Origin of the sequence: Paragemmobacter kunshanensis (assembly GCF_011059185.1) — a bacterium.
Taxonomy (GTDB): Bacteria; Pseudomonadota; Alphaproteobacteria; order Rhodobacterales; family Rhodobacteraceae; genus Paragemmobacter; species Paragemmobacter kunshanensis.
Genome location: NZ_JAALFE010000008.1, coordinates 142,768 through 155,174 on the forward strand (window position 1 = coordinate 142,768; position 12,407 = coordinate 155,174).

Annotated in this window: 12 protein-coding genes; 2 read left to right on the plus strand and 10 right to left on the minus strand. The window is 65.1% G+C overall.

Going from position 1 to position 12,407, the window contains the following annotated elements; genetic code table 11:
* Positions 1-55: 55 nt before the first annotated feature.
* Together G5V65_RS10210 and G5V65_RS10215 are read right to left on the minus strand one after the other, a co-directional pair.
* Positions 56-757, minus strand: a complete 702-nt coding sequence (locus G5V65_RS10210; protein WP_165049628.1) for a response regulator — start codon at positions 755-757, stop codon at positions 56-58.
* Entirely contained in the window at positions 754-1,254 is a 501-nt protein-coding gene (locus tag G5V65_RS10215) for a MarR family winged helix-turn-helix transcriptional regulator (RefSeq protein ID WP_165049631.1), read from the minus strand. The genes G5V65_RS10210 and G5V65_RS10215 overlap by 4 nt, the downstream gene beginning before the upstream one ends.
* A gap of 149 nt (positions 1,255-1,403) precedes the next feature.
* Here G5V65_RS10215 and G5V65_RS10220 point away from each other — a divergent pair, with 149 nt between their 5' ends.
* On the plus strand, positions 1,404-2,270 hold the full coding sequence (locus tag G5V65_RS10220; RefSeq protein ID WP_165049633.1) for a branched-chain amino acid aminotransferase: 867 nt from the start codon (positions 1,404-1,406) through the stop codon (positions 2,268-2,270).
* 15 nt (positions 2,271-2,285) lie between these two features.
* Here the strand turns inward: G5V65_RS10220 and G5V65_RS10225 are convergent, their stop codons facing one another.
* The 3 genes from G5V65_RS10225 to G5V65_RS10235 form a co-directional block, all read right to left on the minus strand.
* Positions 2,286-2,756, minus strand: a complete 471-nt coding sequence (locus tag G5V65_RS10225; RefSeq protein ID WP_165049635.1) for a hypothetical protein — start codon at positions 2,754-2,756, stop codon at positions 2,286-2,288.
* A 55-nt stretch (positions 2,757-2,811) separates the two neighbouring features.
* Entirely contained in the window at positions 2,812-3,810 is a 999-nt protein-coding gene (locus G5V65_RS10230; protein ID WP_165049637.1) for a dimethylarginine dimethylaminohydrolase family protein, read from the minus strand.
* 90 nt (positions 3,811-3,900) lie between these two features.
* Positions 3,901-4,329, minus strand: coding sequence for an organic hydroperoxide resistance protein (locus G5V65_RS10235; RefSeq protein WP_165049639.1), 429 nt, complete (start codon positions 4,327-4,329; stop codon positions 3,901-3,903).
* 145 nt (positions 4,330-4,474) lie between these two features.
* Between G5V65_RS10235 and G5V65_RS10240 the strand changes: the two genes are divergently transcribed.
* The gene (locus G5V65_RS10240) at positions 4,475-4,879 is read left to right on the plus strand and encodes a MarR family winged helix-turn-helix transcriptional regulator (RefSeq protein WP_206526749.1); all 405 of its coding nucleotides are present in this window, start codon (positions 4,475-4,477) and stop codon (positions 4,877-4,879) included.
* Here G5V65_RS10240 and G5V65_RS10245 read toward each other — a convergent pair.
* From G5V65_RS10245 to gltB, 5 genes are all read right to left on the minus strand, one after another.
* Entirely contained in the window at positions 4,876-5,043 is a 168-nt protein-coding gene (locus G5V65_RS10245; protein WP_165049643.1) for a hypothetical protein, read from the minus strand. The two genes, G5V65_RS10240 and G5V65_RS10245, sit on opposite strands and share 4 nt — an antisense overlap.
* A 110-nt stretch (positions 5,044-5,153) precedes the next feature.
* Positions 5,154-6,182 (minus strand): tRNA epoxyqueuosine(34) reductase QueG, encoded by a 1,029-nt coding sequence (queG, locus tag G5V65_RS10250; protein ID WP_165049645.1) that lies wholly within the window; start codon positions 6,180-6,182, stop codon positions 5,154-5,156.
* A 50-nt stretch (positions 6,183-6,232) separates the two neighbouring features.
* Positions 6,233-6,898 (minus strand): FtsZ-binding protein FzlA, encoded by a 666-nt coding sequence (gene fzlA, locus G5V65_RS10255; RefSeq protein WP_165049647.1) that lies wholly within the window; start codon positions 6,896-6,898, stop codon positions 6,233-6,235.
* Between the two features lie 74 nt (positions 6,899-6,972).
* Complete coding sequence (gene mtgA / locus G5V65_RS10260) at positions 6,973-7,710, minus strand: monofunctional biosynthetic peptidoglycan transglycosylase (RefSeq protein WP_165049649.1); 738 nt, start codon at positions 7,708-7,710, stop codon at positions 6,973-6,975.
* 153 nt (positions 7,711-7,863) lie between these two features.
* On the minus strand, positions 7,864-12,402 hold the full coding sequence (gene gltB / locus G5V65_RS10265) for a glutamate synthase large subunit (protein WP_165049651.1): 4,539 nt from the start codon (positions 12,400-12,402) through the stop codon (positions 7,864-7,866).
* Between the last annotated feature and the right edge of the window lie 5 nt (positions 12,403-12,407).

Sequence of the window (12,407 nt, forward strand, 5' to 3'; positions counted from 1 at the left end):
TCTGGAATCGACTCCGTCGATCCGAACACCACACCCGGCACTGGTTACAGAAAACTCAATCCGGCTGCAGCAAGTATCCCTCGCCCCGCACCGTCTGCAAATAGCGCGGCACCTTCGGATCATCCTCGATCTTGCGCCGCAGGCGCGTGATCTGCACATCCACCGCCCGCTCCTGCGCGCCGCCCTCGTCGCGGCCCAGATCGCCGGCCAGCCTGTCGCGGCTGATCGCCTGCCCGGGCTGCGCCGCGAAGATCCGCATCAGCGCGGCCTCGGTCGCCGTCAGGCGCACCAGATCCGTCCCGCGCCACAACTCGCCCCGATCCATGTCATAGCGCACCGGCCCCAGATGCAGCACCTTCGGCGCCTGCTGGGCGGGTTGCGCCTGGGGCACGCGCCGCAGGATGGCGTTGATCCGCAGCAGCAACTCCTTCGGCTCGAACGGTTTCACCAGATAGTCGTCCGCCCCGGCCTCCAGCCCCTCGATCCGGTTCTGCGTCTCGCCCCGCGCGGTCAGCAGCAGGATCGGCACCGCCATCCGCCCGCGCAATTCCCGCGTCAGCATGATGCCGTCCTCGCCCGGCATCATCACATCCAGCACGATCATGTCGAATTCCAGGCCCGCCAGCAGCCGCCGCGCCTGCGCGGCATCGCGCGCCACCGTCACCAGATAGCCGCTGCGCATCAGGAACTTCTGCAAGAGCCCCCGGATGCGTTCGTCGTCATCGACGACCAGAAGATGTGCCTGCGGTTCCGTCATTTTTCCCCCTCGCGCAGCGATTGATACTGCCGCCGCATCTCCGGGTCCATCATCGCTTCCAGCACCGTGCGAAACCCCTGCACCGCCGCTGGCCCCGCTGCGCGATAGGCCGCCCGCATCCGCGCCCGCTGCGCATCCGACAATTGCCGCTCCAGATCCTGCCCCTTGGCCGTCAGATGCAGGTTGCGCTCGCGCTTGTCGGTCTTTCCCACCCGCGCCTCCACCAGCCCATCCTCGATCAGCGTCCGCAGCACCCGGTTCAGGCTCTGCTTCGTCACCCCCAGGATGCCCAGCAGGTTCGATACCGTCGTCCCGGGCGAGCGATGGATGAAATGGATCGCCCGGTGATGCGCGCGCCCGTAATCCATCCCCTCCAGGATCCGGTCCGGATCGGCCGTGAAGCCGCGATAGGCGAAGAACATCGCCTCGATCCCCTTGCGCAACTGCTCGTCGGTCAGGAACAGCAGGCTTTCCCCGCCCGTGGTGCTTTCGGCCATCGGCATTCTCCTCGTCACCCCGAATTTACGTCAGCCTTGTTGACTTTCCAAGAACCAACTGTTAGCTGAAACCCGGTTTGACGCAACTTTATGTCCGATGTGGACCTAAACAGCGCAACATTCGCAAATTCTGCCCTTGGGAGTGGGACATGACTGGCTATGACGATCGTGACGGGTTCATCTGGATGGATGGCAAGCTGGTGGATTGGCGCGGCGCCAATGTCCATATCCTGACCCACGCCCTCCACTATGCCAGCGCCGTCTTCGAAGGCGAACGCTGCTACAATGGCAAGATCTTCAAATCCACCGAACATTCCGAACGTCTGCGCAAGTCGGGCGAATTGCTCGACATGCCGCTGCCCTTCTCGGTGGAAGAGATCAACGCCGCCAAGGAGGCGGTGCTGAAGGCCAACAACCTGACCGATGCCTATGTGCGCGCCATCGCCTGGCGCGGCGCGGGCGAGGATATGGGCGTGGCAAGCAAGCGCAACCCGATCCGCCTTGCCGTGGCCTGCTGGTCCTGGGGCAATTACTATGGCGACGCGAAATTCAAGGGCGCGAAACTCGACATCGCGAAATGGAAGCGCCCCTCGCCCGAAACCATCCCCCATGCCGCCAAGGCCGCTGGCCTTTACATGATCTGCACCATGTCCAAACACGCGGCCGAGGCGAAGGGCTGCTCCGACGCCATGATGTTCGACTATCGCGGCTACGTGGCCGAGGCGACGGGGGCGAACATCTTCTTCGTCAAGGATGGCGAAGTGCATACGCCGATCCCGGACGCGATCCTGAACGGCATCACCCGGCAAACCGTCATCGGCATGCTCAAGGACATGCAGATCAAGGTCCACGAACGCCGCATCGAAGCGTCCGAGCTTGAAGGCTTCCAGCAGTGCTTCCTCACCGGCACCGCGGCCGAGGTCACGCCCGTCGGCCAGATCGGCGACTACAATTTCGAAGTGGGTGATCTGACCAAGCGCATCGCGACCGAATACGAAAAGCTCGTCCGCGCCTGATTGCGGGCCAACACCTCAGCCGCAGGCGTCAAGCCTGCGGCACCAGGGCGAAGGCGGCGCGCGCGACCTTCGCCAGTCGCCCCTGATCGCAAGTTCGGCCCACTGCGAGAGGACCCCTTTCGTCCCGCGATGGCCCGCTTCCGGCATTGGCAGGCGTTGCTTGCCGCCTGGGCTATCTGCGCTGATCCGTCCGGGCTTTGCCGGATCCCCTTCCACAAGACTGATCATCAGAACGGGCAAACCGGCACCGGGCGCCAGGCCCAGAACCGCTCGCAGCCGCCGGACCAGCGCCAGCACGCCGCGACCATCCGGCGCGCGTGCGCCCTTGCGTAACCTGACAGAGATCCGCATCGCCGTCAGATCGGTTCCAGCGCCACCCGCGACCGACAGGTCGACGACGTCGCGCGCCTTCACGAACCGCCGCAGGACGCGCCGCACCTTTGCCGCAAGGCCCGTCTGGGGATGTCGTCCGTCCTCCTGCTGCATCGCCCGCTCCATCGCTTCGATGGGGCAGTTTGCGGCAGAACCCTTGCGATCCGGTTTACAGCGGATCCCGGATCAGCGGCGTTGTCGAACAATGCAACCCGCCGCCATTCTTCTGCACCTCGGCATAGGGGATCGTCACCCATGTCACCCCGGCCGCCGCCAGCCGGTCCAGCGTGCGGTTCGTTGCGCCTTCGGGCATCAGCACGCGCCCCGGCGCGATGGCCAGCGAATTGACGATCCAGCCATTGTCCGCCGGGTCCGTCTCGATCCAGCGGATGCCTCGCGCCTTCAGGTCCTCGAGGAACGAATAGGGCAGCCCCATCGGATTGAGGATTGCCAGATCCCGGTCGATCATCAGGAAGCTGACATCCAGATGGATGTCATAGCCCACCAGATCGACGATCAGCAGCTCCACCCCCTGTCGCGCCAGCACCTCGCGCACCTGTTCCGCCCCGTCGCGGTTCACCCGCACCCCAACGCCGATGGCGCAGGTCCGCGGGTTCAGCCAGGCGAAGCTTCCCCCCTCCATCACCCCCGTCCCGTTGATCGTGCGCAGGATCGGGATGCCCAGCCGGCCCAGCGTGCGGGTGATCGCCAGCTCCTCGCCCCGGCGGATGCGCGCGCCCATCCGGCAGATGATCGCCCCTCCCTTCACCATGATCAGCGGATCGCGGGTATAGACCTGCTTCAGCCGGTTTCCGGCATCCCCATCCACATGGTGAACGATCACCCCCTCAGCCTCCAGCGCCGCCACGAAATCGGCGTGCTGGCGCTGCATCAGCGGGATGTCGGGCGGGCTGTCCGATTGGTAATACCATCCCACCGCCGGATCCCCGAAGGACCCGATCTCGGGCAGGCGTTTCGCGGGATCCACCACCCCCATCTCCGGCCCCGGACGGTGCATCAGGATCTCGCGGATGCGACCCACGTCATTGTCGATCCCCCAGACCTTGCCCCAGGTCGCCGCCAGTTCGCCCGGATCTTCGAATCCCGGTTCCGCGCCCGCGGCAAAGGTCTTGATCGTCTGGGTATAGATCCAGTGCGGATTGCTCATGGCCGGCCCCTGATTGCTGTCACGGACCAGCCTAGGCGGCACCCCACAAGGCCGCAAGGCGGCTGTGGGGTGCAACTGGCAGGCGTCGCGTCAGGCGATCACCGTTTCCACGGTGATATTGCCCTTGGTCGCGTTGGAATAGGGGCAGATGAAATGCCCGCGCTCGGCGATCTTCTCTGCCACGGCCCGATCGACGCCCGGCAGGCTGACCACCAGCTTCACCTGCAACCCGAACCCGCCATCCGACCGCGGCCCGATGCCCACATGGGCATTCACCGTGGCATTGTCCGGCACCGTGCCCAGCTTCTCACTGCTGGCCGCAAAGCGCATCGCGCCCAGATAGCAGGCCGCATAACCCACCGCGAACAGCTCTTCCGGGTTATGCCCCGCACCCGACCCGCCCAGTTCCTTGGGGCTGGTCATCGTGACAGTCAGCTTGCCATCCACCAGCTTGGCCACGCCATTGCGGCCGCCGCCGGTCGCCTGCGCCTCGGTCCAGTATTTCGGATCAACCGTCATGTTCGCCCTCCTTTAAATCGAATACGATTATATCGTGTGCGATTAAACTACAGCCCTTCAGGCCCGATGTCAATCGCTTGCGGTTCAATCGCGCGCGATATATCCTGCGACGATGGACAAGCCGACCTGCCTCCCCCCTCCCCAGATGCTCTGCTTCGCGCTCTATTCGGCGGGTCATGCCATGCAGGCCGCCTACAAGCCGCTGCTCGATCCGCTGGGCCTGACCTATCCGCAATACCTCGCCCTTGCCGCGCTCTGGGACAGGGATGGCCAGACCGTTGGCCAGATCGGCAGCACCCTTCTTCTGGACAGCAACACGCTGACGCCCTTGCTCAAACGTCTCGAACAAGGTGGCTGGATCGCCCGCCAGCGCAACACCGGCGACGAACGGCAAGTCCGCATCACCTTGACCGAGGCAGGGCGCGCCCTGCAGGAAAAGGCGGCCAGCGTGCCGCTCTGCTTTCTCGATCAGACAGGTCTCGCGCCGGATCAGGCGGCCGCCCTTCGTGACAGCCTCCTCGCCCTGCGCGACAGGCTCCGCCCGCGCTAGGCGCTGCGCCCCCGGTCGATCCGCAGGAACTGCACCAGCCGCGACGGCCCGGCCCCGCCCCGCGGGCGATGCCATGTCTCGCGGGGGGTGCGGGCAAGGCGCAGGAACTGCTTCAGGCGGGCCCCGGTCGACGGGCTGCGCTTGTCGGCGAGATGCTTGCTCATGTCATCCTCCCAAGACTGACGGAGGATCAGGCTAACATCGAATCGCGCCATCCCAAAATGCCGAAAGCCCACCCATCCGTCCGTCTGCCCCGCACCGCCGAGGCGGCACCTCAGCGCAGGCGGTCCACCGCCCATCGCGCGGCATCCGCCACGGCGGCATCGGGATCCTCAAGCAGCCCGGCCGCAACCGGGCGCAATCGGGGCAGCCCGGAATTGCCGATGGCATAAAGCACATTGCGGATGAACCTGTCCCGCCCGATCCGCTTGATCGGGCTGCCGGCAAAGCGCGCGCGAAACCCCGCATCGTCCAACCCCGTCAATTCCGCAAGCTCCGGCGCGCCGACGCGCGGCTGATAGCCGATCTCCGTTGCCGCCTGCGCGAACTTGTTCCACGGGCAGACGGCAAGGCAATCATCACAGCCATAGATCCGGTTGCCCATCAGGGGCCGCAGCGCCACATCCACCGGCCCGCGATGTTCGATCGTCAGATAGGAAATGCAGCGCCGCGCATCCAGCTGATAGGGCGCGGGGAAAGCCCCGGTGGGGCAGATGTCCAGACAGGCGGTGCAACTGCCGCAATGGCTGACCTCTGGCGCATCCTTGGGCAGGTCCAGCGTGGTGAAGATCGCGCCAAGGAAGAACCAGTTGCCAAGGCCCCGCGACAGCAGATTGGTATGCTTGCCCTGCCAGCCCAGCCCCGCCGCCTGCGCCAAGGGCTTTTCCATCACCGGCGCCGTATCGACGAAAACCTTGATCGCCGCCCCGTCCCCCGCCTGATCCAGAAGCCAGCGCCCCAGCCGCTTCAGCCGCCGCTTGACCAGATCGTGGTAATCCTTCCCCTGTGCATAGACGCTGATCGCCGCGAGGCCAGGCTGTTCCAGCACCGCCAGCGGGTCCTCCTTGGGCGTATAGGGCTCGGCCAGCATGATGACCGACCGCGCCTCAGGCCAGAGCGCGGCGGCACTCCCCCGCCACTCCGTCCGTTCCGCCAGCCAGCCCATCTGCCCATGCCGCCCGTCATTCAGAAAGGCAGCCAGCCGCGCCGCCGCCTCGGGCACCGCATCCGGCGCGCAGATGCCCAGCGCGGCGAACCCCTCGATACGGGCCTGCGCCTCCAATCTGGTCCTCAGATCATGCATCTTCGTCTCGGCCCAAATACCCACTGATCCGGACGCCCCGCGCGCTGCGGTCAGAAATCCAGATCCGCGTAATGCTGGGGCGGCGGGAAGCCCGGCACCTGATCGGCCAGCAACGTGCGGAAGCAGGGGCGCGACTTCACCTTCGCATACCAGTCCTTCACGGCAGCCGACCGGTTCCAATCCACATCCGAGATATAGTCGAGGCAGGACAGATGCGCCGCAGCCGTCAGATCGGCCAGCGTCATCACATCCCCGGCCAGCCAGCGCCGCTGATCCAGCAGCCAGCCCATGTAATCGAGGTGATACTTGATCCGGCTCGCCCCGAATTTCACGTTCTTGCTGTCCGGATAGCCCTGACCCATCACCTTCTTGTTCACCCGCTCATAAAGCAGCTTCGACGTCACTTCCTCATGGAACTTGTCGTCGAACCACGCGCAGAGGCGGCGCACCTCATACCGGGCCTCGGGATCGCGCGGCATGAGTTGCGGCGTCGGAACCGATTCCTCCAGATACTCGCAGATCGCCTGGCTTTCCGACATCACCCGATTGTCCCAGCGCAGCACAGGCACCTTCCCCGCCGGATTGCGGCGCAGGAAATCGGGCGAGGGTTCCCAATAGCGCTCCTCCACCAGTTCCACCTCCAGCCGCTTTTCGGCCAGCGTCAGGCGGACCTTGCGGCAATAGGGCGACAGCGGAAAATGATAGAGTCGGATCATCTGGATCGGGCTTCCCGACAGGGCATGTAACGGTCAGATGTCTCTTGCCCCGTCAGGGGGCGGAATTCAACGGTTCATTCCTGAAAACAGCCGGCCCGCCCATCAGCGGCAATGGTTTCCGCCCCCGAAAGGATCGCACGCGTGCGCGACCTGACAAAGTTCGAAGGATTCGAGGCCGACCTTCCCTTCGGATCCGGCAGCACCGCAGCCAGCCTTGCCGCCTGCGTCGCCGTCAGGTCGCGCGCATCCACCCCGAAATGATGCTGCGCCGCCGCCTGCACGCCAAAGACGCCCTCGCCGAATTCCGCCACGTTCAGATAGACCTCGAGGATCCGCCGCTTCGTCCAGACGGTTTCCACCACCGGGGTCAGAAGCCCCTCCAGCGCCTTGCGCAACCAGGATCGGCCATGCCACAGGAAGACGTTCTTCACCATCTGCTGGCTGATGGTCGAAGCGCCGCGGTTCGATCCCTCTGCCACCGCTTCGCGGATGGCCGCCATGTCGAACCCCCAATGCAGGCAGAAATTCGCATCCTCCGCCGCCACGGCAGACCGTGCCATGACGGGGGCGATCTCTTCCATCGGAACCCAGTCCTTCTCGATCCCGCCCAAACGCGCCGTCTCGCCAAGCTGGTAAAGGTTGATGGGGGGCGGCAGGAAGGAAAAGAGAAGGATCAGCACCCCGAAGGCAGCGGCGATGCCGCCTGCAATACGCCCGGCCCAGCGCAGGGCGCGCCGCTTCAGCGGCGCCTGCGCCTTGGGCCCGGCCGTCTTGCGTGGCTTTCGTGTCGTCTTCTCGGGGCTGTCGGTCATCGCGGGACAATAGCCATGCACTGGGTGGCCGGGTCAAGGCAGGCCGCACCACTGCCGCGCCTGCGTTTCCCCGCGCCCACGATTTTCCTGCGAAAAATCAGGCGCGGCGGCCCCTGAATTTTCGCATGAAAATTCGTTGGGGCCGCCCTTGCCTCACTCGGCCGGAACCTTCGCGGCCTCGTCCGACAGGGGATGCGCCAGATGCGGCAGCATTTCCTTCGGGCAGACCTGCAGGAAGTTCCGCTTCTCCACCTCCCAGTCCGACAGGATGCGCGCGGCGATGCGCGATCCGGTCTCGGCATGGTGCCGCTCGATCAGGCCGCGCAATTGCGCCTCCCAATGCGGATGCCCGATGCCGCAGGTCAGGATCGACTCGAGGTTCATGAAATCCTCGGCCACCCCATCGGGATCGTAGACATAGGCCATCCCGCCCGTCATCCCCGCGCCGAAGTTCGCGCCGATCCGGCCAAGGATCACCGCCACACCTCCGGTCATGTATTCGCAGCCATTCGACCCACAGCCCTCGACCACGACCTTCGCGCCGGAATTGCGCACCCCGAAGCGCTCGCCCGCGCGGCCGCTGGCGAACAGAAAACCATCCGTGGCGCCATACAGCACCGTGTTCCCGATGATCGTGTTCTCCTCTGCCGCCAGCGGCGAAGACATCATGGGCCGCACCGTGATCGTGCCGCCCGACAGGCCCTTGCCGACATAGTCGTTGGCATCCCCCTGCACTTCGATCTTCAACCCGCGCACGGCGAAGGCCCCCAGCGACTGACCGCAGGACCCCGTCAGCTTCACCGTCAGATGGTCGTGCTGCAGGCTGTTCTTCATCCCGAACTTCTTCACGATATGGCTGGAGGCCCGCGTCCCGATGGTGCGCAGCGTGTTCCGCACCGCATAGGAAAGCTGCATCTTCTCGCCATCCTCAAAGAAGCGGTGGCCGTCCTTGATGATCTCCGCATCCAGCGTATCCGGAACCGCGTTGCGCGGCTTGGACCGGTCATAGGTGATCTTCGACGCCCCATCGACCGTGATCAGAAGCGGGTTCAGGTCCAGATCGTCCAGCGCCGCCGATCCGCGGCTGACCTGCGTCAGCAGGTCCGCCCGCCCGATGATCTCGTCCAAGCTGCGCGCCCCGATCGAGGCGAGGATCTCCCGCACCTCCTGCGCATAGAAGGTGATCAGGTTCACCACCTTGTCCGCATTGCCGGTGAACTTGGCACGCAGCGCCTCGTTCTGGGTGCAGACGCCGACAGGGCAGGTGTTGCTCTGGCACTGGCGCACCATGATGCAGCCCATGGCGATCAGGGCGGCGGTTCCGATGCCGTATTCCTCGGCCCCCATCATCGCGGCCATCACGATATCGCGCCCGGTCCGCAGCCCGCCATCCGTGCGCAGCGTGACCCGCTCGCGCAGGTTGTTCATCGCCAGAACCTGATGCGCCTCGGTCAGGCCCATCTCCCAGGGCAGGCCCGCATATTTGATCGAGGTGGCCGGAGAGGCCCCCGTCCCGCCATTATGGCCGGAAATCAGGATCACATCGGCCTTGGCCTTGGCCACGCCCGCCGCAATGGTGCCCACACCCGAGGCCGAGACCAGCTTCACCGTCACCTTGGCGCGCGGGTTGATCTGCTTCAGGTCATAGATCAGCTGGGCCAGATCCTCGATCGAATAGATGTCGTGATGCGGCGGGGGCGAGATCAGCGTCACCCCCGGCGTCGAATGGCGCAGCCGCGCGATCAGCGCCGTCACCTTCATCCCCGGCAACTGCCCGCCTTCGCCGGGCTTTGCCCCCTGCGCGACCTTGATCTCCAACTCCTCGCAGGCGTTCAGATATTCCGCCGTCACACCAAACCGGCCCGAAGCCACCTGCTTGATCTTGGCCGAGGGGTTGTCGCCATTCGGCTCTGGCACGAAATGCGCCGGGTCTTCACCACCCTCGCCGCTGTCCGACTTCGCGCCGATCCGGTTCATCGCCACGTTCAGCGTCTTGTGCGCCTCAGGGGAAAGGGCGCCCAGGCTCATCCCCGGCGTGACAAACCGCTTCCGGATGGAGGTGATGCTCTCCACCTCCTCGATGGGCACGGGCTTGCCCAGTGCCTTGATGTCCAGAAGGTCGCGGATATGGATGGGCGGGTTGGCGCGCATCGCGGCCGAATACTGCTTCCACAGGTCATAGCTCGCCCGGTCGCAGGCCGATTGCAGCATATGCATCGTCTGCGCTTCCCAGGCGTGCTTTTCGCCCGACCGCCGCGCCTTGTAGAACCCGCCGATAGGCAGCACATCCGCGCCCCCCAGCCAGCCTCTGGCGTGAACCTCTTCCAGCTTCTGCTCGATCCCGGTCAGGCCGATGCCGGAAATGCGGCTCTGCATGCCGGGGAAATACTCTGCCACCATCGCACGCGACAGGCCCACCGCCTCGAAGTTCAGCCCCCCGCGATAGCTGGAGATGACCGAGATCCCCATCTTCGACATGATCTTCAGCAGGCCCGCATCAATCGCATCCCGATAGCGCCGCATCGCATCGGTCAGGCTGCCTTCCAGCAGGCCGCGCGCGATGCGATCCGCCAGCGAATCCTGCGCCAGATAGGCGTTCACCGTGGTCGCCCCGCAGCCGATCAGCACGGCAAAGTAATGCGGGTCGATGCATTCCGCCGACCGCACATTGATCGAACAGAAGGTCCGCAGCCCCTTGCGCGTCAGCCAGCTATGCACCGCGCTGGTGGCCAGGATCATCGGCATCGGCACCCGCGCCTCGCCCTGATGCTGATCGGTCAGCACCAGATGCCCCGCACCCGACCGCACGGCATCCTCGGCCTCGGCCCGGATCCGCTCCAGCCCCTGACGCAGATCGTCCAGCCCCGGCGAAACCGGGAAGGTGCAGTCGATGAAGGCGACCTGATCGCCGAACTGCTTTACCATCACGTCGAATTCGGCATTCGCGATGAAGGGGCTTTCCAGAACCAGGATCTCGGTCTGGCTGGAATTCTCGTCCAGCACGTTGCGCAGGTTGCCGAACCGCGTCTTCAGGCTCATCACCCGGCCTTCGCGCAGGCTGTCGATGGGCGGGTTCGTCACCTGGCTGAAGTTCTGCCGGAAGAAATGGCTCAGCGGGCGATAGACCTTCGACAGCACCGCCGCAGGCGTATCATCCCCCATCGAGGCGACCATCTCCTTGCCGTCCTCGGCCATCGGGGCCAGCACCTGCTCCAGTTCCTCCACCGTATAGCCGGCGGCGATCTGGCGGCGGCGCAACTCGGCGCCGGTGAACATCGCGCCTTCCGGCACATCCCGCAGCAGGCTGTTCAGATCGACGATCTTCTCGATCCATTCGCCATAGGGCTGGCTGGCGGCCAGTTTGTCCTTCATCTCGGCGTCGTGATAGAGCTTGCCCCCCGCCATATCGACGGCGATCATCTGCCCCGGCCCCAGCGCGCCCTTCTCGCGCACCGTGGTTTCATCCACCGGCACCATCCCGGCCTCGGATCCTGCGATCAGCAGCCCATCGCCGGTGATGACATAGCGCATCGGCCGCAGACCGTTCCGGTCCAGCCCGCCACAGACCCAGCGCCCATCCGTCATGGCCAGGGCGGCCGGGCCGTCCCAGGGCTCCATCACCGAATTGCAATAGGCATACATGTCCGCCCAGGCCTGCGGCATGTCGGTCGTGGTCTTCGACCACGCCTCGGGCACCATCATCGTCTTCGCCATCGGGGCAGACCGCCCCGACCGCACCAGCACCTCGAAGACCGCATCCAGCGCGCCGCTGTCGCTCGTCCCCGACGGGATGATCGGCTTGATATCCTCGGCCGCGTCGCCAAAGTTGTTGCTGGCCATGCGGATCTCATGGCTCCGCATCCAGTTCACGTTGCCCTTCAGCGTGTTGATCTCGCCGTTATGGGCCAGCATCCGGAAGGGCTGCGCCAGCCACCATTGCGGGAAGGTGTTGGTGGAATAGCGCTGGTGATAGATCGCAAAGGCGCTCTCGAACCGCTCGTCCATCAGATCCGGGTAGAACACCGCCACCTGCTCGGCCAGCATCATGCCCTTGTAGATGATGCTCCGGCAGGACAGCGAACACAGGTACAGCCCCTGGATCTGCGCCGCCAGCGCCGCCTTCTCGATCCGGCGGCGGATGATGTACAGCTCGCGCTCGAACTGCTCCTGATCAATGTCCTTCTCGCAGCGGATCAGGATCTGCTCGATCTCGGGGCGGGTCGCATTGGCCTTGTCGCCCAGCACCTCGGTATTCACCGGCACATGCCGCCAGCCATAGATGTAATGGCCCATCCGCAGGACTTCCGTCTCCACGATGGTCCGGCACCGCTCCTGCGCGCCGAAATCCGTGCGCGGCAGAAAGACCTGCCCGACCGCGATCAGCTTGTTCGCGTCCGGCTCATGCCCGGTCCGGCGCACCACATCGTAAAAGAACTTCACCGGGATCTGCACATGGATGCCCGCGCCATCCCCGGTCTTGCCATCGGCATCCACCGCGCCCCGGTGCCACACCGCCTTCAGCGCGTTGATCCCGTTCTCCACGACCTTGCGCGAGGGCTTGCCGGAAATCGCAACCACCAACCCCACGCCGCAGGACGAATGCTCGTCCTCGGCCTTGTAAAGCCCGTTCTGATCCAGCCAGGCCCGCTTGGCTTCCTCGGCCTTCACCCAGGCGTCGTCATAAATGGTCATGGCTG